The organism is Acidisoma silvae, from assembly GCF_020618775.1.
GTDB classification, from domain to species: Bacteria; Pseudomonadota; Alphaproteobacteria; order Acetobacterales; family Acetobacteraceae; genus Acidisoma; species Acidisoma silvae.
In genome coordinates this window covers 1-24,595 of sequence record NZ_JAESVB010000017.1, presented here as the reverse complement: position 1 = coordinate 24,595, position 24,595 = coordinate 1, and the positions used below count along the sequence as shown (strand labels likewise).

General features: G+C 57.4%; 22 protein-coding genes. 8 read left to right on the top strand and 14 right to left on the bottom strand.

What is annotated here, in order from left to right; translation table 11 throughout:
• Positions 1 to 58: 58 nt before the first annotated feature.
• The 3 genes from ASILVAE211_RS21385 to ASILVAE211_RS21375 all read right to left on the bottom strand — a co-directional run bounded on the left by ASILVAE211_RS21385 (position 59) and on the right by ASILVAE211_RS21375 (position 3,163).
• The gene (locus tag ASILVAE211_RS21385; protein ID WP_227323403.1) at positions 59 to 889 is read right to left on the bottom strand and encodes an ATP-binding cassette domain-containing protein; all 831 of its coding nucleotides are present in this window, start codon (positions 887 to 889) and stop codon (positions 59 to 61) included.
• Entirely contained in the window at positions 889 to 1,989 is a 1,101-nt protein-coding gene (locus ASILVAE211_RS21380) for an ABC transporter permease (RefSeq protein WP_227323402.1), read from the bottom strand. Before ASILVAE211_RS21380 ends, ASILVAE211_RS21385 begins: the two co-directional genes overlap by 1 nt.
• A gap of 103 nt (positions 1,990 to 2,092) precedes the next feature.
• Entirely contained in the window at positions 2,093 to 3,163 is a 1,071-nt protein-coding gene (locus ASILVAE211_RS21375) for a sugar ABC transporter substrate-binding protein (protein ID WP_227323401.1), read from the bottom strand.
• A gap of 155 nt (positions 3,164 to 3,318) precedes the next feature.
• Here ASILVAE211_RS21375 and ASILVAE211_RS21370 point away from each other — a divergent pair, with 155 nt between their 5' ends.
• The 3 genes from ASILVAE211_RS21370 (at position 3,319) to ASILVAE211_RS21360 (ending at position 5,707) form a co-directional block, all read left to right on the top strand.
• Positions 3,319 to 4,353 (top strand): aldo/keto reductase, encoded by a 1,035-nt coding sequence (locus ASILVAE211_RS21370; protein ID WP_227323400.1) that lies wholly within the window; start codon positions 3,319 to 3,321, stop codon positions 4,351 to 4,353.
• 55 nt (positions 4,354 to 4,408) lie between these two features.
• A complete protein-coding gene (locus ASILVAE211_RS21365; RefSeq protein ID WP_227323399.1) occupies positions 4,409 to 5,149 on the top strand; it encodes a FadR/GntR family transcriptional regulator in 741 nt (246 codons plus the stop codon).
• Between the two features lie 162 nt (positions 5,150 to 5,311).
• Positions 5,312 to 5,707 (top strand): hypothetical protein, encoded by a 396-nt coding sequence (locus ASILVAE211_RS21360; RefSeq protein WP_227323398.1) that lies wholly within the window; start codon positions 5,312 to 5,314, stop codon positions 5,705 to 5,707.
• Positions 5,708 to 6,202: 495 nt separating this feature from the next.
• Here the strand turns inward: ASILVAE211_RS21360 and larB are convergent, their stop codons facing one another.
• Genes larB through ASILVAE211_RS21340 form a run of 4 tightly spaced genes read right to left on the bottom strand, consistent with a single transcriptional unit; the run spans position 6,203 to position 10,066 of the window.
• Positions 6,203 to 6,856 (bottom strand): nickel pincer cofactor biosynthesis protein LarB, encoded by a 654-nt coding sequence (gene larB, locus ASILVAE211_RS21355; protein WP_227323397.1) that lies wholly within the window; start codon positions 6,854 to 6,856, stop codon positions 6,203 to 6,205.
• Entirely contained in the window at positions 6,853 to 7,602 is a 750-nt protein-coding gene (locus ASILVAE211_RS21350; RefSeq protein WP_227323396.1) for an adenine nucleotide alpha-hydrolase family protein, read from the bottom strand. The genes larB and ASILVAE211_RS21350 overlap by 4 nt, the downstream gene beginning before the upstream one ends.
• Positions 7,602 to 8,756, bottom strand: a complete 1,155-nt coding sequence (gene larC / locus ASILVAE211_RS21345) for a nickel pincer cofactor biosynthesis protein LarC (protein WP_227323395.1) — start codon at positions 8,754 to 8,756, stop codon at positions 7,602 to 7,604. The genes ASILVAE211_RS21350 and larC overlap by 1 nt, the downstream gene beginning before the upstream one ends.
• Complete coding sequence (locus ASILVAE211_RS21340; protein ID WP_227323394.1) at positions 8,753 to 10,066, bottom strand: nickel-dependent lactate racemase family protein; 1,314 nt, start codon at positions 10,064 to 10,066, stop codon at positions 8,753 to 8,755. The genes larC and ASILVAE211_RS21340 overlap by 4 nt, the downstream gene beginning before the upstream one ends.
• Positions 10,067 to 10,458: 392 nt before the next feature.
• Here ASILVAE211_RS21340 and ASILVAE211_RS21335 point away from each other — a divergent pair, with 392 nt between their 5' ends.
• From ASILVAE211_RS21335 to ASILVAE211_RS21315, 5 genes are all read left to right on the top strand, one after another.
• Entirely contained in the window at positions 10,459 to 11,424 is a 966-nt protein-coding gene (locus tag ASILVAE211_RS21335) for a GAF domain-containing protein (RefSeq protein ID WP_227323393.1), read from the top strand.
• A 169-nt stretch (positions 11,425 to 11,593) separates the two neighbouring features.
• A complete protein-coding gene (gene aldA, locus ASILVAE211_RS21330; protein ID WP_227323392.1) occupies positions 11,594 to 13,078 on the top strand; it encodes an aldehyde dehydrogenase in 1,485 nt (494 codons plus the stop codon).
• A 95-nt stretch (positions 13,079 to 13,173) separates the two neighbouring features.
• Complete coding sequence (locus ASILVAE211_RS21325; RefSeq protein WP_227323391.1) at positions 13,174 to 14,241, top strand: ABC transporter substrate-binding protein; 1,068 nt, start codon at positions 13,174 to 13,176, stop codon at positions 14,239 to 14,241.
• A gap of 67 nt (positions 14,242 to 14,308) precedes the next feature.
• A complete protein-coding gene (locus tag ASILVAE211_RS21320; RefSeq protein WP_227323390.1) occupies positions 14,309 to 15,796 on the top strand; it encodes a sugar ABC transporter ATP-binding protein in 1,488 nt (495 codons plus the stop codon).
• 9 nt (positions 15,797 to 15,805) lie between these two features.
• Positions 15,806 to 16,804, top strand: a complete 999-nt coding sequence (locus ASILVAE211_RS21315) for an ABC transporter permease (RefSeq protein ID WP_227323389.1) — start codon at positions 15,806 to 15,808, stop codon at positions 16,802 to 16,804.
• A 46-nt stretch (positions 16,805 to 16,850) separates the two neighbouring features.
• Here ASILVAE211_RS21315 and ASILVAE211_RS26525 read toward each other — a convergent pair whose 3' ends face one another.
• From ASILVAE211_RS26525 to ASILVAE211_RS21280, 7 genes are all read right to left on the bottom strand, one after another.
• Positions 16,851 to 17,282 (bottom strand): transposase, encoded by a 432-nt coding sequence (locus ASILVAE211_RS26525; protein WP_227323388.1) that lies wholly within the window; start codon positions 17,280 to 17,282, stop codon positions 16,851 to 16,853.
• A 946-nt stretch (positions 17,283 to 18,228) separates the two neighbouring features.
• Positions 18,229 to 19,005 carry an SDR family NAD(P)-dependent oxidoreductase gene (locus tag ASILVAE211_RS21305; protein ID WP_227323387.1) on the bottom strand — a complete coding sequence of 259 codons (777 nt, stop codon included), beginning with the start codon at positions 19,003 to 19,005 and terminating at the stop codon, positions 18,229 to 18,231.
• A gap of 51 nt (positions 19,006 to 19,056) precedes the next feature.
• Positions 19,057 to 20,535, bottom strand: coding sequence for an NAD-dependent succinate-semialdehyde dehydrogenase (locus ASILVAE211_RS21300; RefSeq protein ID WP_227323386.1), 1,479 nt, complete (start codon positions 20,533 to 20,535; stop codon positions 19,057 to 19,059).
• Positions 20,536 to 20,595: 60 nt separating this feature from the next.
• The gene (locus ASILVAE211_RS21295) at positions 20,596 to 21,930 is read right to left on the bottom strand and encodes an MFS transporter (protein WP_227323385.1); all 1,335 of its coding nucleotides are present in this window, start codon (positions 21,928 to 21,930) and stop codon (positions 20,596 to 20,598) included.
• A gap of 30 nt (positions 21,931 to 21,960) precedes the next feature.
• Entirely contained in the window at positions 21,961 to 22,764 is an 804-nt protein-coding gene (locus tag ASILVAE211_RS21290) for an N-acyl homoserine lactonase family protein (RefSeq protein WP_227323384.1), read from the bottom strand.
• A gap of 68 nt (positions 22,765 to 22,832) precedes the next feature.
• Positions 22,833 to 23,219 carry a carboxymuconolactone decarboxylase family protein gene (locus ASILVAE211_RS21285; protein ID WP_227323383.1) on the bottom strand — a complete coding sequence of 129 codons (387 nt, stop codon included), beginning with the start codon at positions 23,217 to 23,219 and terminating at the stop codon, positions 22,833 to 22,835.
• 15 nt (positions 23,220 to 23,234) lie between these two features.
• Positions 23,235 to 24,595 (bottom strand): MmgE/PrpD family protein (locus ASILVAE211_RS21280; protein ID WP_227323382.1); only part of this gene is annotated, 1,361 nt, incomplete at its 5' end.

Sequence of the window (24,595 nt, the reverse complement as noted above, 5' to 3'; positions counted from 1 at the left end):
TCTGCCGTTTTGCAGACTGTTGTCGAGACGCCGGAATGATTGTCGAACGCAGAGGCGTTCATGGCGTGGCCGCCATCGGGACCGCTCGTTCCTCCGGGCGCAGAAGCCGGCCGAGGCCGGATTTGACAGTCCGCGTCAATTCCTCCTCGGTGATATCCGAGGTCGCTGCGTCCAAGACAATCTCACCCGAATGCAGGAAGTTGATGCGGTCGCACACTTCGAAGATTTGGCTGTAGTTGTGGACGATAAGGATGATCGAAACCTCTCTCTCGCGCCTTAGCTTTTGAACCAGCCCGAGTACATGGGCGCTTTCGCGCACGCCGAGGGCGGCCAGCGGCTCATCCAGAATAAGCACACTCGGCGATGAATAGATCGACCGCGCCACCGCGACGCATTGGCGCTGACCGCCCGAGAGGCGATCAACCGTGCTGTTGACGTTGGGAATATTGATGCCGAGGGTGCTCAGGTATTCTTCCGCCATACCGCGCATTCTGTCATTGTCGAGCATCCGCATCCCAAGGACACGCTTGTGATATTCGCGGCCGATGAACATATTGTGGTAGATGCTCAGATCTCCGATCAATGCCAGATCCTGATAGACCGTCTCAATTCCTTCGGCCCTTGCATCACGCGGCGATTGGAAACGAACAGGCCTGCCTTTGGACGTAATCGTTCCGGCATCAGGCTTGTGGTATCCGGACAGTACTTTGATGAGGGTCGATTTTCCGGCCCCATTGTCACCCACCAGCGCCAGCACCTCGCCCTTGCGAAGCTTGACGCTGACGTCGACCAACGCCGTCACCGCGCCAAAGCTTTTGCTGACATGCGACATTTCAAGCACGACCGGCGCATCATTGCTCAGCGGCGGTGAAATGGTGTTGTGCAGCATTAGATCCGCCTCCGCGCGCGTAGCCGGTTGACTTGAACATTGAGGATCATCGCCCCCAGGATCGCGGCACCGAGATAGATATCGGAGACCGTTGCCTGAGCGCCCACCATGACAAGACCGTTATTGAGCGTTGCCACGACAAAGGCGCCGATGAGCGCGCCGACAACAGTGCCCGAGCCGCCAAGCAGGGATGTGCCGCCGATAACCGCCGCCGCGATCGCTTGCAGGGTCAGAAACGGGCTTCCTGCTTGGGGGTCAGCTGATGAAAACTGAACTGTGTTGATGATGCCGGCGAAAGCCGCAAGTCCGCCTGCGAGCATGAAGTTGTAGATTTTGATGCGGTCAGTTCTGACGCCAATTTCTCTGGCGCCCACGATATTGCTGCCAGTCGCAATGGTATGCAGGCCGAATGTGGTCCTGTTCAAAACCAGGGCAATGATGACGACAGCGGCCAAAGTCCAGAGAAAGGGCGTGAAGGCCGTCACGCTATGCCAGGACAATAGTGAGTCGTTCGGCTGAAACAGATTCTGCCCAAAAAACGCGTTAAACGGCTCTTGAATGGGCGCCACAATCGGCTGGCTATCGTTGATCCAAACCACAAGTCCCTGAAACAAAAACAGTGTTCCAACCGTCGTGATAAGGGATGGAACGCGAAACCGCACCGTAACCACACCATTGAGAACACCCACCAACACGCCCATGACGAGGCTGATGATAGCCGCCAGGACCAGTGGTACACCGAGCGAATTGGCCATTAGCACCATGGCATAAGGGGCGAAGGAAAATACGCTGCTGACCGACAGATCAATCTCGCCCGTAATCATCAACATCACTTCGGCGATCGCAATCAGGCCAAGTCGTCCGGTATCACGGAGAACAACACTCAAAAACTGTGATGTCAGAAATTGACCGTCGCTTCCGATCTGGAAATAGATAACGAGAAGAATGGCCACTACGAGAATGCTGGCCTCCCGGTATCGGGATAGTAATGCCAGAATCTTCTCGACAGGCGTCGTCGGCGTATGAAAACCGACGCTACGCTTACCATTCCCACTCATCAAGCGGCCGGGATTATTTTTTATATTCGACACTATGCCCACGGTCCTCGTTTCCTAATCATCACCGTGATTTCTTTTGATCGAGCGACCGTCCGGCCCCGCCTCGACTAAATTTCCGGCAGAGCAAAAGACGTCAGGCCCGATTTCAGACGGGTTCCGCGCGCGCCGTCCCTTCGAAGCGCGACTTGCCCAAATACTGATCGATATTGTCTTTGGTCACATAGGCTTCGCTGGTATTGGTGTCGGCGGTGCCCACTAATCCCTGCGACAGCTTCCACATGTACATTTGTTGCACCGGCAGGAATCCCTGCAGATAGGATTGCTGATCGGTCGTGAAGGTCATGTCCCCGGATTTGATATAGCCGAGGGTTTGTGGGAACAGATCAAAGCCTGCAACAATCACACCTTTCTTGGCCAGGCCATATTGCGCTGAAACGAAGCCGGCAGCGTAGGTGTCAGAGCCGCCCGTGGTGAAGATGCCGGCGACGTTCTTGTGGCTCAGCACATAGCTTCCGATACGCGAGATTTCGGTTGCGGCGTCGACGCCAGTATTGATGACATCGTAAGTAACTGGATTGCCGTTGTCCTTGATGCACTGGATATAACCGTCAAGTCGCGGCTGCTCGTTCAATGAACCGGGCATCCCAATGGACAGCATCACGTGACTGCCCTTGGGCACCATTTTCAGCCACTTCTGTGCGATATTATACCCAGCAGCAAAAAGAGGCTGGCCGATATAGGACAGGCGCTTATTGGGGCTTCCTCTAGGCACGTCGGCATTGAACGCGACGACCGGAATACCGGCCGCAACCGCGCGTGCTGTCGCGGCGTCAAACGCTGTCGGGTCAACGAGGCATACCGCGATTCCGTCAGCCTTTTCGTCGATGGCCGTTTCCATCGCATTGACCATCTCAGAGACGACATTGTTCTGAGAACCCGTCCATTGATAACGGCACCCAAAGGCCGCGCAAGCGTCCTGAATGCCATATTGGGCGGGAACAAAGAACTGATCCAACGTTACATGACATACAAAGACGAATTTGAAGGGCTTCTTGGGCAGACCAGGATAAGGCCCCGACTGCGCGAGCGCCTTATCGGCGGCGCCAGCGACACCGATCGCGCCCACGCCCGCCGCCGCCAAGATGCGTGCAGCCGATCGCCGGCCCATATCCCTCATCATTGCCTGGCCGATGCCAAGATCATCGTCTCGATCCATCCGAGCCTCCCGTTTCTTTTTTTCTTTGGAGTCAGAATTGGCGCTGACGACGCCACCCGCCCCTGTAATCCGGTCATATTGTAATATGACAAATTTTATGTCAATGTTGATTTAGATGACGGCTGGCAAGGCCGCGAGGGACGAAAGAAGAAAAAATGAGCGAACGCTTTGCTACCCGTGCGGTCGGGAAGACAGATCTCCATGTGACTGAACTTGGGTTGGGTGGCACCCCTTTCGGCAACATGTATCGCCCCATGGACCCAAAGGACGTTACGGCGACTGTTCGCACGGCCATCGATGTCGGCGTACGCTACTTCGACACTGCGCCCGTTTATGGTTTCGGCCTAAGCGAAACGCGCCTTGGAGAAGGCATTCATGACCTGCAACGCTCTGAAATTGTTGTCTCATCCAAGGTCGGATACAGTCTGGTGCCCATTCCGCAGGCTGAACTCAAGCCGCAACTTTGGGCCGAACCGCCGGCCATGCGCGCCGATTTTGACTACACGCGCGACGCCGTACTGCGTGGCATCGAAAAAAGCCTCAATCGGCTAAAAACCTCTTATATCGATATGCTTGCGATCCATGACCCTGATGAAGCCGTCGATGTTAGCGCTGGCATCGATCCATTTAGCAAAAGCCATTTCAAGGCGGCGATGGATGGTGCGTTTCCGACACTTGCTGAGCTCCGCTCGCAAGGCGTTATTAAGGCAATAGGCGTCGGCATCAATCAATGGCAAATGCTATGCGATTTCGCTGAAGCCGGAGACTTCGATTACTTTCTTCTGGCAGGCCGATATACCTTGCTCGATCAAGATTCGATGGATCGGCTTCTGCCGCTTTGTGAAAAGAATGGCATTAGCCTGATCGTCGGCGGCCCTTACAATTCCGGGATTCTTGCAACTGGCGCTACCCCTGACTCGACATATGATTATCGGCCTGCGAGCGAGGCGATCAAACGGAAGGTCGCGGCCATCGAAGCTGTCTGCCACCGCTATCGCATTCCGCTTCAGGCCGCCGCCTTACAGTTTCCGCTTCTGAATCCGGTAGTGGCCAGTATCATTCCGGGTGCCCGGTCCGTGGAAGAATTGTCGGCGAATGCGCGTTATGTGCGCCATCCCGTGCCTTTAGATTTCTGGCTGGAACTCAAGTCGGAAGGTTTGATCGACGTCAGGGTGCCGGTTGGCGCATAAATATTGACAATTCCTGGTCTAATCGGAAGACAAGGGTTACCTCTAGGAACGGACTATGCCTGAATTACCGGTTCAAGACCTTCGGATCCCTCCCTCCCCCACCCGCACCGCGCAACTTGCCGAGCGGATTGGGAAGGACATCCGTGGCGGACGTTTGCAGCCAGGCCAAAAACTTCCGACGGAGCAAGAACTGATCGCGCAGTATCGCGTAAGCCGCACCGTTGTCAGGGAAGCTATGGCAACGCTCCGCACAGAAGGTCTTATCGTAAGCCGCCAGGGCGCGGGTGTTTTTGTGGCAGATCACACTGCGGCACGCCCGTTCCGTATCGTGACCGAAGAAGTGCAGTCGCTCGTTGAAATTGAGAATGTCCTTCAACTACGCTTGGCAGTCGAAGTCGAAGCCGCCGGGCTCGCGGCCGAGCGACGCACCGATAACGATCTCTGTGAGATTAACCGGACCTTGGAGAAAATCGACGAGGCGATAGCGAAAGGGGTATCTGCCGTCAAAGAAGATCTCGACTTTCATTGCGCGATATCGGCAGCGACTGGGAATCCCTATTTTAAACGGTTCATACAGTTTCTTGGACCCGTCATCATTCCGCGGCAGACCATTCGATTTGGCCTTGAAACTCCAGATGAGCGGCGCTTCTATGTCAGTCAGGTCCAGAAAGAGCATCGACTTCTCTTTGAATCGGTAAGAAAAGGCGACGTTGAGTCTGCCCGTCGCTGTGTACGGGAACATCTTCTGGCAAGCCGCGACCGCTATCGAAAACTGGCGTCGATGCATCCCCGCTGACACGGAACAAGACGCCACCGATCCAAAGGCGTCGGCACACGCCTAAAGTTACTAGACGATAGTAGTTCAAGTTAGCATAGTCGATCCAAGGCGTCCCTGTTCCAATGGATCGTCGGTTAAAAAAGATCCGTTCGTAAAGGATCAAGAAGGGGAGATACCAAAGTGAACCAGACGGAATATGCGGCTGAGATTGTGCGGCGGCTCGTTGATGCCGTTCCTGTTCCCTATCGCCCTGTTTCGTTGAACTATTGGAAGCCCCATCGCAATGACCCGCATGGCAACGTCGATATGTGGGTTATTGCGCATCCAGGATCCACTGCCGTGCGAGGTTGGCTCGTCGATAAAGCACTCTCACTGACCGCATATTCGGTTGTTCGCGATCAGCTGGGATTTTTATTCGATATAACGCCCATATCCAACGATATTTCGTCTCGAAAGTTCGTCGAGCACGGGAGTGATGATTCTCGCTTTCACGACCTCCGCTACGCTCTCAACCAGACAATCTACTGGGACAGCATTGGGCCTGACGAGCTCGATACAGACCTAGAAACACTATGAAATTTTTTAACGACACAACAACCGTTGAATTCAGACGTCGAGTTTTTTAACGTTCTATTGTATTTCTCTAATAACTTATAGTAATAATTCTTCTCGTGTCCCTGATTAATTGTGATATATTTACAGATTCCGAAAAAGAAAACGTTATGGCTACGGGAATGTCTTGCATTCAATCATGAGACCATCTGCAGACATCACCATCGTCACTTAAACTGCTTAAGATTACGCGAACGGCTTTCTGGCTTTCCAAAATCCGTTCGGCACTGTTGTTTCCTGCTACTGACCCCTCGATCGTAAAACAGTGGCAACAGCATCGTCGATGTCAATTCCCTTTCCGACGCAGTGATGGCGCTTGTTCCAGTGGGCATCGTCTCTTGGAAGAAGGAAGCGGATGCCAAAGCCACCTTCCTACCATGGCCGCCAAGGGATCGCTCGCGTCGAAGGCTGCCATGGCAGGCACCGTATAAGCGTAGGCGCGCGTCCGGCCTGCAAACATCAGCTTGAAAGGTTCAAAATCTTGATCGCTGCCGCGGCTGCCCCGAACCCATTGTCGATGTTGACCGCCAACACCCCCGGTGCACAACTCGCCAAGGCAGAATGAAGGGCTGCCTGTCCATTCGCCGCCACGCCATAACCGACAGACGAAGGCAGGGCGATGACTGGTGCCTCCACCAGTCCCGCGAGCACGCTAAACAGGGCACCCTCCATGCCAGCGATGGCAATCACCACTCGGGCGGTCCGGATCTCCTCTAGTCGCGCCATCAGCCGCCACAGGCCTGCCACCCCGACATCGGCGATGACCGGCGCCGCATAGCCGTGAAAGCTGAGCGTCCTTGCCGCTTCGCTCGCGACCGCCAAATCGGAGGTGCCGGCCGCGACGATCACCGCTCCTGTCTTCGGCTCCCTACCCGGCCTCGGCGCACCGAGGATAGCGGTACGCGATGACGGATCAAAATCGAGACCAGAGCGGCAGGAATGGGGCAGCGCGTGAAACTGATCCGGGCGCAATCGGGTTAACAACAGGCGGCGTCGGTCGGCAATCGCCTGATCCAGAATGGCTGCGATCTGTTCAGGCAGCTTGCTGTCGCACAATACGGCCTCCGCCACGCCCGTGCGGCCAGTACGCTCCCAGTCTAGAACGAAACTCATGTCACCTCATGCAAAAAAGCGGCGCCACGCCTATAGGGACGCAAGCCCCCGTAGGAACGCCCCTCGTCCAGGCATAGTGCCTTCGCTACCGCTTCATCAAGACCTGGATCGCCTTCGATCACCACGCCGGCGTGGGTGATCCGACAGCGAATATTTGCCGTCTTGGGCGACGTCGCCGCCAGCAGGCGTTCCATCCGATCGATGAAGGCCAGATCCTCGGCACGGATCGCGAGGCCCGTTTCCACGCGACTGGAAAGGCAAGGTTGAGCTGGAAGTTCAGCGATCTCAGCCAAGTCATAGCTGCGTGCGAATGCCCGCACGGCGACCTTGTTCATGCCAGCCAGAACATAGGGATGCACAACCCCATGCTCGGCGGCAGCCGTCAGGCCCGGCCGATAGTCGGAGAGATCGTCAAGATTGGCGCCTGAGGCGATCGTCTTATCCGTTACCTGGGCGATCCGCGCATAAAGGTTGGTCTTGCAGAAGTAGCAGCGGTTAACCGGATTCAGGCGATAGCGCGGATCGCCGAACTCCCCCGCACCGGTCACGATCAGGTTCCAGCCTTCCCGTGCCGCATGCGCGCGCACCCTGGCGGTCGCATGATCCGGTACCGCCGGCGAGACAGCATGGACCATGATGACATCGGCCAAGCGCCGATGCGCCACATGGGCCAGCGTCATGCTGTCAACGCCGCCGCTGACGGCGACGGCAAGGCCTTCATATTGGTCAAGCACAGCCTCCAGCATCAGCCCTCCTCCGCCCGACGCTTCGCGGCCCGCCGTTCTTCCAAAGTTGTTCCGCTGGCGAGATCGTCGCTCTCGGCCTTGCGGCTCACCCCGTCGCCACGCGTCACGGCCTTGACCCTCACCCCATCCACATTGACCGCATGACGCGGCAGCGTCTTGCGCCGCTCCACATGCCAGCGCAGACCGATGGTGGAGGTCTCGGAGAAACAGGCTGCTGCCACAACCGCCTGATCCTCGGCCAGAAGCATCAGGCGGAAGACATTCACCAAGCGCCCTTTCTTGCCAATGGCGGTGCTGATGACGAGATCCCGCACCCCGGCCGAGGCGCGCAGACGGTCTGCGGCAATCCCGATCTCCTCACCGGTCATGTCGTCGATATCGAAGCTGAGGACGAGAATCTCTTCCCCATGACCCGGCGCAACCGTATCCAACACCATTGCCCGCAAGATGTTCGGCATATCCGGCAATGTGCGCGTGCCGGCACCGGTTCCGCTGGCCTGCAACTGGCCCGCGACCGCGGGCACGGACACCAAATGGCGCAAGATCGCGGCTCCTGTCGGCGTGACGCGCTCCCCGCTGACACCGTCGTCGCGCCAAGCAAAGCCGGTCAGCAGCCGCGCGGTCGCGGGTGCCGGCACTGGCAGCAGTCCATGCGCCGTGCGCACCAGCCCACCGCCACGTGGCAGATCGGACACGGCCCAGTCCGCCCCGGGTAGCGCGGCCGCAATGCTGCCGGCGGCCACCACGTCCATCAGGGAATCCCAGTCGCCGATTTCATGGAAATGCACAGCCTCCACCGGAACGCCATGAATGGCCGCCTCCGTCTCCGCCAGCAGGCGCAGGATGGCAATCGCCTCGGCACCCGTGCCGACAGAAAGGGGCGCAGCCTCGATCCGCGCCACCATATCGGTGAAATGCGATGCGTGGCGGTCATGGTGGTAGTGCCCTGTTTCCGTCAGACCAAAGCGCAGGCAAGACAAGCCGCTGCTCATCCCCGCTTCCAGCCTTGGCACGCCTACGCCTGCCGGCAGGACGGCCAAGGCATCCGCCATAACCCGATCGCGAAGGGCCGGCAGCGCATCCAGCATTGCGGCAACGAACATGTCGCCGGCGACACCGCCGACCGCATCGAGCATGATCGCCGTTTTGCTCAAGCCGCAAGATCTCCGGCCGTCGGCACATAGACTGGAACAACGTAAGGACCTTCGGGAATGAAGGCGACATGTGGATCTTCGTGCCGGGCCATGCTGGCCAGAATGGAGGCATGGATATCGGCCGACAGAGTCACACAGGTGATTCGCCTTTCCTCATCGGTCAGGCCTTCGGTATAAAGCTCAACCTGGCCAAGGCGGGTCGCCTTCAGCTGCATTTCCGTCTGCCATTCATCGATCTCGGCGAGGGATTTGGCGGTCAGCGTCGCCAGGAAGCGCTCGGGCCCCAATTCCGTCAGGCGCTCCTGCGCCTCACGGAATTCCGGTGACCCGAAACCTTCCGAGCACTGCGAGGCGATGATCAGCGTACCGCCGGGCGCCAGAATGTCCAGCGGCGTCACCATGCCCTTGATCGTCTGATAATAGGTCTTGTCGAGCGGATAGCCGGCCGAGGATGTGACGACCGTTTTAAAGCGGCGCGGCACCGCGATCCGGGTGACGCCCGCAATGAAATCCACCGCCGCCAGATGGCTGGCGATGATCTCCCCAAACGTCACGTGAACCAGATCCCGATCTTCGTCGATAACCGTATTCAGGGCGTAAACGTCCCCCAAGCGGCGAATGATCTCAAGTTGTTCCTCGTGCAAGGGGTTGCCGGTCAGATTGCATTGCACCGCCAGGGGATCTTCCATGAACCGCGCGGAATGAAACGTGCGGATGGTGGTGTGATGCGCGACGCCAGGCGCCACAACCTTCCGACCGCCCGACCAGCCGGCCATGAAATGCGGCTCCACCAGACCGGTCGCGATCCTCAGATCGGCTTCGGCAAAGCGGCGATCGATACCGATTGGAGTGCCGCGCGTGGCCGTCGTCCCAAGGTCTATATGGGCTGCGTCATCCCGCGCAAAATGATTTTCAACGCTCACATGATCAAGAACCCAACGGTCGCCAACCAATTCCTGCAGTTCAGCGCCTTCGTTCGGACGATGCAGCCCGGTCGCGACGAGAACGGTGATCGCGGAGAGCGGAACGCCCGCAGCGACCATGGTCTCAATCATCGGCCGCAAAAACAGCCCGTTGGGAACCGGGCGCGTAATATCGCAAATCAGGATGCAGGCGCTTGTTTTTCCTCTCGAAAGGTCAGAGAGCTTGGTCGAACCGATGGGCGCATCGAAGGCCCGACGGATGGCAGCGGCACCGTCAGCCAGTTTGGTCATCGCCGCTTTACGGATGATCGTGGGCAGGCAGCCGCTTGGCGGCGTGATCTCAAGCGGCGTCCGTCCAAAGGACAGTGCGATCTTATCTTGCGGCAATGGCCTGCTCCCTTGATGGCGGAACCACGACGCTATTGCTGCCGCGTCCTGTGTGCACCGCCATTTCCCCCAAGCATGATAGACACAGGATGCACGACAAGGGAAACCCGGTCGCTGCGGGAGTAGCGCCGACGGAATAAAAGGCCCTTGCCTATTGCCGGCTTGACACGACAAGATCTTCGACATGTGATCCTTAATGGAAACGTGATCTGCACAGGCTGAGCGCAATCAAGAGGATAAGTGCCGAACAGATGCGCGATTGCCGTTGACCCTGTAACGCCGCCCGCGAAGCGGATTGTAGAGCAATTGCAACGGCGTGATTTAGTTTCTTGAACAAATGTCCGCCGGGCAGATGCGACAAGGCAATTTTGACGCCGGCACAGGATGGATACATGACTTATACGATCGGCAAACACATCCAGCGCGTCCGGACTGCCGTCAATTCCGATGAGGCTACGCGGTCGTCCATCGTCGCTTCCTGGCGCCGCTGCACCTTCAACTATGGTCTTGATCCGAGCGGAAAGGTTCCGCGCCGCATCTTGTCTGGCCCTGAAATGAAAGACTCCGCCGAGCGCCTGGAACCGATGCTGTTTGCAGCCACGGCGACGCTTGACCGTCTGCAATCGGTCGTGTCCGGCATGGGCTGCTGCATCCTTCTCGCCGGCCTCGATGGCGTTCCGGCCCATTGGCGGGGGCGCGATGCCGATGTCGAGGATCTGCGTCATCTCGGCCTATGGCCCGGCGTCGACTGGAGCGAGCAGCACGAAGGTACCAACGGAATCGGCACCTGCCTGATCGAAAAGCGTGAACTGGCGATTCAGCGCGAAGATCATTTTCACGCTCGCGATGTCGAACTCAGCTGTGTCGTCGCGCCGATTTTCGATCATCGCGGCCAATTGGCGGCAGCGCTGGACGTCGCCTATTACGGTGGCGCGCCGTCGGAGGGGTTGATCGGCCTGCTGACCTTTGCCGTGCGCGAAGCCGCCTGGCAGATCGAGACTGCACATTTCCGACAGGCTTTCCCGAATATGCGCCTGATCTCCGTGCCCGATGCAACAAGAGCCTGCGTTGGACTTATCGCGGTGGACGAAGACGACATGGTTCTGGGCGCGACACGCGGAGCCAGACAGATCCTGGGCGTCTCCGACAACGCCTTGCGTGATGGTATTCCTGCGGCAGATCTTCAGAGTGCCGTCATGGTTGGCTACGATACAATTGCAAAGGCGGAGCGCGGAACCTTTAGACGCGCCATGGCGCGCAGCAAAGGCAATATTTCCGCATCTGCGAAGTCTCTCGAAATCAGCCGCGCGACGATGAAGCGCAAGGTCAAACAATACGACCTACGCCGTCCCGTCTGACGGCATCACTTCAGGCGCTTCCGCAACACCAGCCGCCCCGATGTGGCTCATAATTGACCCACTCCAGAGTTCCACCCTTGCGCCACCTGATGACGCTTGAGGCGGGACGAGGCAAGGTCATCCCAAGGCATAAAACGGACAAGTGCAGTCCGGCCAAGGGAGACGGTTGATGAGTGCCAAAGCCGCGCCGGACTATTTACCTCAATATTATGCCGATAGCAGCCATGACTATCGGAACTTCGTTGGCGGACGCTTCATCGAAAATACCTCCGGCAAGATCGCGGTGACCAACCCGGCCACGGGCGCGCTGCTGGGCCATATTCCCGATAGCGACGCGGCGGCGGTCGCGGACGCCGTCAGCGCTGCACGCAAAGCCCAGTCCGACTGGGAAAAAACACCGGCTATCCAGCGTGCGAAGCATCTCAGAGCCATCGCCGCAAAGCTGCGCGAGCGCCGCACGGACCTCGCCGATCTCATCGTCCGCGAGCAAGGCAAGATTCGCAGCCTGGCGCAGATCGAAGTGGATTTCGCGGCCGATTACATTGACTACATGGCTGAATGGGCCCGCCGGATCGAAGGCGAGGTGCTGACCAGCGACCGGCCGGGCGAGACAGTATTGCTGCTCCGAAAGCCCATCGGCGTCGTCGCCGGCATATTGGCATGGAATTTTCCATTTTTCTTGATCGCGCGAAAACTGGCGCCTGCCTTGGTGACAGGCAATACCATCGTCATCAAGCCAAGCGAAGAGACGCCGCTCAACGCCTTTGCTTTTGCCGAATTGGTGGCCGAGACCGATCTTCCCCCCGGCGTGTTCAATCTCGTCGGCGGTCGCGGTGCGACCTGCGGTGAAGCGCTGATCAGCCATCCGGACGTTGATCTCATTACCTTCACCGGGAGCGTCAAGACCGGATCGCATATCATGCAGGTAGCCAGCCGCAATTTAACCCGTGTTAATCTGGAGCTCGGCGGCAAGGCACCGACGATCGTTCTGGCCGACGCGGATCTCGACCTGGCAGCCAAAGCCATTTACGACTCGCGCATCATCAACACGGGCCAGGTCTGCAACTGCACCGAGCGGGTCTATGTCGAGCACCCAGCGCATGACGCCTTGGTGGCAAGGCTTAAAGCTCTGTTCGAGGCGACGCGTTACGGCGACCCTTCGACGGAAAGCGACGTGGCCATGGGCCCTCTCATCAATCAGGCTGGGCTCGACAAGGTGAATGCGGCGGTTGAGCAAGCCAAGAAAGACGGTGCCACGATCGTCTGTGGTGGCAAAATCGCCGACCTGGGCCAAGGCTTTCACTTTGAGCCGACCATCATTACCGGCGGCCGTGCCGAGATGAACATCATGCGGCAGGAAATCTTCGGTCCCGTTTTGCCCATCCAGTCCGTCAACGACGTGGACGAAGCGATCGCACTGGCCAATGATTCCAACTATGGATTGACCTCGGCGATTTTCACTCGCGATATCAATGCTGCCCTTAAGGCAAGCCGTGAACTGAAATTCGGCGAGACCTATATCAACCGAGAAAGTTTCGAGGCGATGCAAGGCTTTCATGCCGGGCGTCGGCAGTCGGGAATCGGTGGCGCGGACGGCAAGCATGGGCTGTATGAGTTCATGGAAACCCATGTCGTCTATATGCAGGGACGATAGCACCCAGCCGAAGCGGAAGAGCGAAGCTGAACGACAATAAGGAGCGCAAGCCAAACGGTGTGCGCTCTCAAGAAGAACCATAAAGGAAACGAATCATGCCCCGCTTGCCTCGTTTTAGACTTGCCCTAGCTACGGCAACTGTCACGCTCGGCTTTTCCGCCGCTAGCATGGCTGCAACTCTACCCACGATCGGCGTCGTCGTCCCGACGCTGGACGCACAGTTCTGGAACAAAGATATCAGTTTCCTTAAGACTGGGGCGGCGCAGCTTGGCGTCAATCTGATTGTGCTCAATGCCGACAACAACCCCGACAAGATGATCCAAAATATTCAGGATCTCATTGCGCGCAAAGTTGATGGGATCATATCCGTGGGCTATTGGTCCACAGGCGCACCGACGATCGTTTATGCCAAGCGGAAGAACATTCCCGTTATTTTAACGGATAGCTATCCGAAGTTCTCACCACAAACGGGGAAATACACTAACTATATTGCGTTCGTCGGCCCCAGCGATGAGGATGCAGGATACCGCATGGGCAAAGCACTTTTGGCGCAAATGAAACCTGGCCCGAACGGCAAAAAGGTGATCGGCGTGGTCAACGGCACCGCCGGCACGTCTGTCGCCATCGACCGCCGCAAAGGTCTCGCAAAAGCTATCGCCGAAGACGGCAATGTTCAGATTGCCGGTGAAGTCGACGGCAACTTCGTGCGCGATCAATCCCAGACGGCTTTCGAGGCACTGTATCAGGGCCATCCCGAAATTACTGGCGTCTGGGCAGGCAATGACGCCGAAGCGATGGGCGTCATCGCCGCCTTGAAAAGCAAAGGCAAAGTTCCTGGCAAGGACGTCCTGATCTCTGCCATGGATCTCAACCCAGAAAACGTCGATGAAGTCAAAAGCGGCGAACAGCTTTACGATATCGGCGGCCATTGGGTCCAAGGTGGGATCGCGCTCGTGATCATGTATGACTATATTCACGGCATCAAACTTCCGGCCAGCGACGCGACCATCAAGCTGAAGCTGCTGCCGATGACGAAAGCGGATGTTGATCGCTATGTGAAAGACTATCCGGGCGGACAGCCTTCTTACGATTTCAAGGCGCACTCCAAAGTCTATAACAAGAACGCGCCCTCACCAGCCTACGAGTTGCACTACTCCAGCTAAAAATAAGCAAGGCCGCGTCGTCAGGCTCATCTCGCCCGGCGACGCGGCCAAATCGGCGGTTCGGTTCATGACTCTTTTGGCTAGTCATCTTTACAAGCAATTTGGACCAACACGAGCGGCCAGCGACGTGTCAATTACTCTTCGTGCGGGCACGGTTCACGCCATCGTCGGCGAAAACGGCGCCGGAAAGTCAACAACTTTACGGATGCTGGCGGGCGCTGTGCGGCCGGATAGCGGCCACATGACGCTGGACGACGCACCTTATGCACCGCAGTCGATCGTCGAGGCTGCCGCGCGCGGCGTCGCGCTCGTGCATCAGGAAATCACGATCAACCGGTCACTGAACATTGCCGAGAATGTCTTCATCGGGAATCTGCGTAGCCATGCCCGGGTTTTCGGGATCATGAAGCGCAGGCGGATGGCCGAGTTGGCCCAGGCCGTTCTCGATCGCATCGGCGTCAAAATCTCCGTCTCTACCAATATCGACCGGCTCAATCTCGGCGAGCTCAAATGCATCGAGATCGCCAGGGCAATCTCATCCAACCCCAAAACCCTGCTGCTTGATGAATCGACGGCCTATCTCGACCACCGCGAAGTCGATGCCGTACTGACCGTCATGCAGGAGTTGAAATCTCAGGGCATGACCATCGGTTTCGTTTCCCACCATCTTAGCGAAGTTCTGGCCGCCGCAGACGATCTGACGATCCTCAAGGACGGACAGTTTGTTGGCTCTTTTGCCGCCAGCGAAATCGAGGCGAACGAAATTCACCGTCTTATGGTCGGGCGCGATCTGTCACACGGCACCTATCCCCCGCACCCTCAGCGCGCCGATATCCAGGTCCCGATCGTTCTGCAGGCCAAGCAACTAGCGGTCGGCCGAGAGTTGAACGACATCAGCCTGACTGTGGGACGCGGCGAAATCCTTGGTCTCGCCGGGCTGAAAGGCGCGGGAGCGGAAGCACTATTCGCCGGCATCGTCGGCGACGAGCCCTTGCGTCAAGGGTCGCTCGACATGAACGACGCACCCTATCCCCCCAGCAACCCTCGCAGCGCTTGGCAGCGTGGCATCGCGCATCTGCCGGGTGATCGCGGCAATGAGGGGTTAATCGCCGGCTTTTCAGTGCTCGACAATCTGGTGATGGCGCGGCCACCCACACGCGGCCCATTCTTCGACCGATCGAGGGCACGGACAATATCCAACGATCTGATCAAGCAGATCGGCATCCGTACCGCCAGCGCCGACTCGCCTTGTCGCTCGCTGTCGGGAGGCAATATGCAGAAGGTGGTGCTCGGAAAATGCTTGGCCGTACAGCCCGCGCTACTGCTTCTGAACAATCCGACGCGCGGCGTGGATGTCGGCGCGCGGGTCGAAATCTACCGGCTCATCCGACAGAAAGCGGCCGAAGGTCTCGCCATCATTCTGTCGTCGGAGGACATGCCGGAATTGATCGGCATGTCGGACCGACTGATCGTTCTTCGCCAGGGCGTGGTCGCGCACGAATTCGCTTCGGTCAGCGGCATCGAAGAACATGACGTCGTTCAGTATATGACCTGAGGCAGCAAGATGAATGAAGTCAGCACCACGACCGCCGTAGGCGACAAGGTTCCCCAAAGTCCGTGGCACCGCAGAATCCAGGTGGATCAGCTTCGCCGTGGCTTTCCCCTCATCTTTTTGGTCATCCTGATCGCTATTTTCACGATCATGTCGCCGCGCTTCCTGTCTCTCGACAATCTCTCCACGGTGCTCGAACAAGGTATGGTTCTGCTCGTCGCCGCACTCGGCATGACTTTCATTATCATGGCCGGATCGATCGATATCTCGGTCGGGGCGATCGTCGCTGTCTCGGCCCTAGTTGCCGCACTGACAGCAGACACACTAGGCATCTGGGCGATCATTCCCGCCATCGCCGCCGGAGCGGTCTGCGGGCTTATCAATGGGCTTCTGCTGGCCGTCGGCAAAGTGCCCTCCTTCATCGCGACGATGGGCACCATGGTCGTCTATCGCGGCCTTGTCCTCTATTTCACGCGCGGCGCGCCGGTGTCGATCGACGATAACGGATTTCTCTGGACATATTCAGACTATTCGTGGGGCATCCCACATTCCGTCATGATCGGCCTCGCCTTGGCGGTGCTTGCCTGGTGCATCATCAACTACACGGTTTTTGGCCGCGAGGTTCGTGCCATTGGCGGCGGGGAACGCGTCTCGATCCTGACCGGTATAGCCGTCACACGCGTCAAAATAATGATGTTCGTCCTGCTAGGCACCTTGGCTGGAATGGCAGGCCTGCTGCAAGGGGCTCGGACAATGGCAGCCACCTCGCAGCTCGGGCTAGGCCTTGAACTGGATGTCATCGCTGCCGTCGTCGTCGGCGGAACGCCACTGACAGGCGGCCTTGGGAGCATCATCAATACCATGCTGGGCGTGTTGATCATCACATTGCTTTCAAGCGGAATGAATATGGCGGGTGTCGATCCCTACCTACAAAACATTATCAAAGGAGCTGTTTTGATCTGCGCTGTTTTCGTGACGATTGACCGCAAGAAAATTGGCATTATCAAGTGAACACGCCCATTGTCATATCGTCGTGAACACGATCCGCCGGTCTTCCTCATAGTGTGGGGGTCTGGCTCAAGGATGTGATGTTAAGTTGTATAAAGGGTAAGCATCCTCGCACGGAGCAACTTGACGCTAGCAAGACCATGCAATGCACGCTTGAGGGTTTTAGGCGGTCGATTTGCCCCTCTGTCTGACCGTTGCTCCAAGGATCCAGGATGGCGTCGCGGACGGCACCAATGTCTCGGCGAAACGTCGCTGCAAACTGTCGCATCGCATGAATGCCGAAGCAGGCTGCGTCCTGTAGCCAAGTATTCAACAATTCAATATTGCCGCGCGTCAGAAGCCCACGAAAACGCATGCTGAGGACCCGTATTGCGGCGAGCTTAGTCGAGATCTCCTTCAAGTCATCCACTTTTTCGCCTTGGGCTTTGGTCCGCAACCCGCGTGGTTTGATGCAAAGCGCTGAAGCGACAATCGGTGGCATGTGCATCCTTGGTTTGCCATCAGGCGACCTAGCCCGTTCTGGGGGTGAGGATGATCACCGCGGCGAAGGGGGGTACGGCGACAGCTATTGAGATCCGAAGCCGCAGGGCGTCGTCGATTTTGGTTCCAAGGTCGCCTGCGGCCGAAACGCATCCTGCTCATGTAGTGAGGCTTGTCTCACCTTGTCCGAGTGCAATTTCAGTAATGCGCAAACCAGTCCTGGTGGCACGCGAAGGAAGCACCGCGCCGACTTGCTCCTCATGCGGCGGCACCACGCGCCGATATTCGTCGCCTGCTGCATTAATCATTGCATCCTTTGCAAACAACAAGCTTTCCTATCTGACCATCGCGATTCCATAACCCAAATCGAGTAGTCAGCCATGGATGCTCTCTTGTTTTACCCAGTGATTGAAGCGCGAGTGGCGCAGAATGATTGGCCAAAGGCGACCATCTTGAAACCTGGCAGCGCACCTGCCGCAAGTTGCAGCTGCCGCAATCCCTCTCGCAAGAAGGTCAAAGCCGTCTCACTATGGCCTTCGTGAAGAGTGGCTGTCGCTACTTGACAAGCAGCCCCGAGTGCTTCCGTGCTGGCACGCAAATGGTGATAATAATGCAGCGCTCTGTGAGGTGTTCGCGCGGACTCAACTCGGTCAAAGGCAGCCGCTTGGTCAGCGCAGGCTGTCCCAAAAGCCGGATGGTCCTGAGCGCTGCGGCTGCCAGTCGCTGCCAACATCAGAAGTGCTGCGAGTTGACCTTGCTATCTCGAGACGGTGATCAAAGGCGGGCCACATTGCCAAAACGTAGGCCAGCGTTGGCTCATCTAAAAGATAGGCGCTGGCTTCCGTGATCGGCCGGTCAGATTCGCATAAATTTGGAATTTTCCGCCTTTATTGCTCAATGGCCAGAAGGACTGCCGGGTTATCGTTAAACCATCCCATGATATGACCTCAACCTCCCGGCACAAATCCACCACCGTCGACAACAACCGCCTGCCCTGTGATATATGATGCCGCATCAGAAGATAAAAACAGAACCAACTGCGCAATCTCTTTGGGATCGGCGATACGGCCCATGGGGATCAGATGCGTTACCTTGTCGCGTGCCGTCTGCTCCCCACCGAACATGCCACTTAGCAGCGGTGTCATGGTGGAGCCTGGCGCGATGGCATTGACGCGGATATTCGACTTGGCCACTTCAAGCGCGACGGAATTGGTCAAGCCGATAACACCCCATTTCGACGCGCAATAGGTCGCGGTCGTCGCATAGCCCATGACACCGAACAGGGAGGCCGTGTTGACAATAACCCCACCGCCCTGTGCCAGCATTTGCGGAACCTGATATTTCAACCCGAAGAAAATGCCCTTCAGATTTATATCAAGAATATAGTCAAAATCACTCTCTTCCAGATCCTGGATGGGCGCTGTCTTGCCTGGAACGCCAGCATTATTGAAAGCGACATCAATACCGCCGAATCGCGCAACCGCCCGTTCGACCAGGGCTTTGACCTGAGCCTCAACCCTGACATCGACTTCCGCAAATTCGATTTGCGCCTGGCTTGAGTTGGTAACCTCCGCGACCAAGCTCTCGCCCTGCGTGGCGCCGATGCCGGCAACCACAAGATTGGCCCCGGCTTTCGCGAAAGCCAAAGCCGTCGCGCGGCCAATGCCAGTCGTGCCGCCGATAATCAGCACCGTTTTACCGGTAAAATCATAAATGACGTTCATCTTACTCTCTACTGGCCCTTTCGGGCTTTTATTAGGTTCATTGTGAAGCGATTATTGCCCCAGGCCGCCGAGGGCGATGTATTTGATTTCGAGATAGTCCTCGATACCGTATTTACTGCCCTCGCGGCCGAGACCCGAAGACTTCACGCCGCCGAAAGGTGCGACTTCCGTGCTGATGATCCCTTCATTGACACCGACAATGCCGTATTCCAATGCCGCTGACACGCGAAAGATACGTCCGACATCGCGGGCGTAGAAGTAGGATGCCAAGCCAAACTCGGTATCATTGGCAAGTTGAATTGCCTCCGCCTCCGTGCTGAAACGGAACAGGGGCGCCACCGGACCGAAAGTCTCCTCACCAAAGATTTTTGCCGCGCGCGGCACATCAGCCAGCACCGTGGGTTCGAAGAAATTGCCGCCAAGCGCATGCGGCTTACCACCTGTGACGATACGTGCGCCACGGCTGACAGCATCGGCGATATGCTCCGCCACCTTCTCGACCGCTGCTGGATTGATCAGCGGCCCCTGTGTCGCTCCCGGTTCCATGCCATTGGAGACTTTTAAAGCCTCGACTGCAACCTTCAGCTTCTCAGCAAATACCTCGAAAACGCTGTCCTGCACCAGAATACGATTGGCGCAGACGCAAGTCTGGCCGGTATTGCGAAATTTAGAGACCATCGCCCCCTGCACGGCGGCATCAAGATCAGCATCGTCAAAGACAATGAACGGCGCGTTACCACCCAGTTCCATGCTCGTTTTCTTGATCGTCGGCGCACATTGTGCCAGCAATTGTGCCCCTACCTCTGTGCTACCCGTGAAGGACAGCTTTCTGACCTTCGGATTGCCCGTCAGTTCAGCCCCCATTACACGCCCCGGGCCGGTCAGGATATTGCAGACACCGGCCGGCAGGCCTGCGCGTTCCGCGAGCACGCCCAGAGCCAGCGCCGAGAAGGGGGTCTCGGTGGCTGGACGAATGACACCGGCGCAGCCTGCGGCCCAGGCCGGACCTGCCTTTCGGGTAATCATCGCAGCCGGAAAATTCCAGGGCGTGATGGCCGCAAAGACGCCGATCGGCTCTTTCGTCACCAATATGCGGCGGTTCGGCGCTGGTTCAGGAATGATATCGCCGTAGACACGCTTAGCTTCCTCGGCAAACCATTCTATGAAGCTCGCCGCATAGGCGATCTCGCCCTTCGATTCCCCAAGCGGCTTGCCTTGCTCTGCCGTCATGATGATGGCGAGGTCATCCTGGTTTTCCATCATCAAGGTAAAGAGCTTTCGCAGGACGGCGCTGCGGTCTTTGGCCAGCATTGCACCCCAGACTTTTTGCGCACGATAGGCCGCATCGATGGCCCGTTTCGTCTCTGCGGTCTCCATCGCAGGAATAAGACCGATCACCTCGGCCGTTGCCGGATTGGTAACACGAATCGTTTTGCCGCTATCGGCCTGCACCCAGGCCCCATCCAGCAGATTGGCCTGCCGCAGAAGCGACGAATCCTTCAGCGGCAGCTTGGTCACCGTTTCAAGCATATCTCATTTCCTCAATCTCTTGCGTCAAACTGGCTCGATTTGTCGCTCAGACGGTTGGAGTCAGAAATCCACATCCCTGGTTTCTGGCCCCATTAGGGCACCGACCATGCCGATCAAACCACCGATGCAAAGCAGAAAGACTGGCGTCAGGTGGAACGGCATGAGTGCGCTCAGCCAGTTCATGTAGAAGGCGTAAAAGGACGGAATAATGACGGAAAGGCTGAAACCGACCCCAAATCCGGTCGCGCGCACGTCTGTGACAAATCTTTCATTGATATAGGTGACAATCACGCCCCAGGGCGATGTCACGATGACAGACAATGCGCAAACCAGCAGCATGATCACCGGCAGACTCAACCCGTCTGTGCTCACCAACACATAGAGGATCCCAGCCCCGACTGTCGCGATAACAGGGCCCATTACCACAAAGAAGCGGCGGCGGCCGATGCGCTGCCCGATCAGGCCCGACCCGATATAGCTGAAGAAAAGTACCGCATAGGACATCAACAGCGTCGAGGTCAGCTGCAAATGGGACAGATGTAGAAAGCGGCTCAGCAATGTTGTCGGCACAAAAATCGTGATGATATTCTGGGTCAGCCAGAATCCGCTCATCAGAATGAGGACCTGCGCAAGGTTGCGTGCACTTTTGCCACGCAGCAGATCCATAAACGGCAACTTCTCCGGCCGCTCGCCGATCTCGGCTTTCCAGATCTCGGATTCGGAGACCTTAAAAATATAGTAAAAAGCCAGGAAGCCGGCGAGGATCGCGCCGATCACGAAGGGAATGCGCCAGCCCCATCGAGCGTAGGGCGAGTCCAAACCATGCAAAGGAAAAAGCGCGAACATGAGCATGGCAATAAGGTTGATCGTCACATAAGCCGCCGGGAAGCCGGCAATGATCAGACCACCGACAAAGCCGCGCTGATCTTTGCGTGAATACTCGATGGCCAGCGGCATCGCACCCGTATAACCGCCACCAAGGCAGATGCCGTCGAGAAAGCGAAGGGCCACAAGAAGAAAGTAGGAACTGATACCGATGCTATTATATCCAGGGAGGAGCGCGATCAGAAAAGTTATGATTCCAAAACCGGATACAGAGTAGATCGACGCCATGCGGCGACCGATGCGGTCGGCGATCATTCCGAAGAGCAGCGCACCCACAGGACGGCCAAGCAGCGTCGTAATAAAAACTAGAGAGGCGAGGATCGCTTCCACTCCCGGCGAGAGATGCCTCGGCTGAAAGAAGAACAGAACCGGCGACAGCACCACAACAGGAAGGTAGATGTCGAACATATCGATGAATTCCGAGAAAAAGGCGCCTTTGACAGCGCTTCTTCTTTTTTCGTCCATCGTCTGGTCGGCTGCCCCGACCGCTAAAGTCTGGGAGTATGACACCGGACTATTTCCTTGCTTTTCTTTTTTTACTTATTTGACGGGCGGGACATCTAGTCGCGCAATAATCCCGGCGAGATCGGGCCGCGGAGGCGGATACATATCCATCACCAGAGGATCATGGCCCGGAATGATGTGATCACGGCTCGGCGCCTGGCGGCGGACAAGGTCAAAGGCTTCTGCGGCATCGCCAATATTGAAGACGGTCGTGAAGGGCCGACCGCTATCCATATTCTCAAAATAATGCAGCACATCGGAGGCCAGTACGACCCAGCCACGTTGCGTATGGATGCGCAGAAACTGGAGGCCGCCGGAATGCCCGCCCGCCAGATGTAGGGTAATCCCCGGCGCGAGTTCTTCATTGCCTCTGTAGAAGGTCACCCGTCCGCCATAGTTCAGCCGAACAATGCCAACGACATCTTCAACTTCAAAGGAGTGATTGATGCAATGATGGCGCATATAGCGACCGGTCGCGAAGTGAATTTCAGGCTCCTGAAGGTGAAACTGCGCCACAGGAAATTTCGCGAAATTGCCGACATGATCATAATGGAGATGGGTCAGAACGACATCCTTGGTTGATGCCGCAGACAAACCGAGCAATTCAAGGGCTTCAACCGGGCAGCGCAAAAATTCACGCTTTCGCTTGACCGCCATCTCCGCGGTGAAACCAGAATCGATGACAAAACTTCGCTCGGGGCCGATGGCGACCCACATGAAGTAATCCATCCGCATCGGTCCGTCATGCGGATCGCCACCGATAAAACTGTCAGCGCGCCGGCCTTCGCGGGTTGCATATCGAATGGCGTAAAGCTCGTATTTTGGCAATTCATTGGGCATCGTCAGCACGCCTCATGATAGATGGGCGGCCAGAACTCCGGTCATGCCGAAGCTCTGGCCGAGGCAGGTTATTCGGCAGCCTTGGCGACGTCGGCAAAGGCTTCTCGTGCGATGCGAAAGGAATCCACGCCGGCCGGAATGCCGCAGTAGATCGCGACCTGCAGGAGGATTTCCCGAATCTCGTCCTTTGTGACACCGTTCTTGAGTGCACCCTTCAGATGCATCTTCAACTCATGCGGACGGTTGAGAGCGCTCAGCATGGCAATATTGAGCATGCTGCGGGTTTTCCGGGAAAGCCCTTCGCGTCCCCATACAGTGCCCCAGCAATATTCCGTCGTCAGTTCCTGCATCGGCATATTGAAATCGTCAGCCGTCTTGAGGGAATTTTCAACAAACTCCGCCCCGAGTACAGACTTGCGGATCTCAAGGCCCTTTTCGAACATGTCCTTGTTCATCATACTCTCCATGATCTAGCTTTGTGTCATTGTGCCAAGGATACTGACATCCTCGAGCGTCTCCAGGCGTGCGACCGCGTCTTCCAGTTTGGATGCCCGACCAACACCAAGAATTGTCGTCGCGGCCTCGCGAAAGCGGCCATACACGCCTTCCGGCGTAGCAGGCACGACATCCGCCAGACTGCGCTTGCGCGTGCTGCCGTCCTTCAGCGTGACTTCGACGGATGCCCCCTGCTGTGCCGGATAGGCGGCGTTAAACTCCGCCCCCTCCTCCACCGTCAGACATTGTGCCAAACGCATGATCGCCGGGTCATCAAGCACACGATAATTCTGTTCTGTGACACCGCCATGAACCAAGGCCGCAGCCACACCAAAATGAATGCTCATCTTGGCTTGCAGGATGCGACCGAATGGGCCCGCATAGTCACAGCCAGGATAAAGTTTCATCGCCCTCGTGCCTCGCACAAGGATTTCTGTCACGTCATCCGGCCGCACGCCGTCTTGCCGTGCCAAAGCGAGCATCGCCTGGCATGGCGTCTGGGCATAATTGCAGGCAGGAACCGGCTTGTTATAGACCGTCAGCAGCTCTGGCGTGCCATCGCTGAAAAATGCAATCTCTGGCAGTGGCAGGCCAGGGCGATAGGCTGCGAACAGACCGGCCGCCCCATCCAGCGCGCGCTCGGACGAGCGGGCACCGAGCGCCGCTAGCTCCACCGCTGTCACGGCATTGCGCGCGGCGAAGCCCGGATGAAAGAACATCTCATCACTGCCCGTTGCCGGCCATTCATTCAGCCCGCTCATAGTATTCACGGCAAGAGATAGGGCACTTGTTATTTCGTCTTCACTCAATCCCATCAGGCTGCCACCGGCAATGGCGCCGGCTACCGGCCCTGCAAATCCGGTGGGACGGAAGAAACGCGCGAAATCGGCATTGATGAGCGCGCGCCCGAATCTCCCCCCTGCCTCATAGCCTAAAATGGCGGCGCGAATGAAATCGCGCCCCTTAATGGGTCGACGTGCCGCCAAGGCCAGCAAGGTCGGCATGATGACGACGCCCATGTGGCTGACGCTGCCGGTATGCATATCCTCCCGAACCAGGCCATGACCCATGACCGCATTGGCGAAGGCCGCCTGGGGCACTGGCACGCGATGATCGGTAAATAGAACCGGTGCCGATCCCTGCTCCATCGCCGCGAAGCGGATCGCCTGGCCGGAAATCGGCAGGTCGCGTGACTCCAGCGCACAGGTCAGAAAATCCAGCAGACAGATGCGAAGCTTCTCGGCAGCTTCGGCTTCTCGTGGAATATTGGCCGACAAGGCTGCGCGCGCCATGCTGCGGCACAGGGGCAGGTCCGCCGGTGGCTTCGGGATCCCGT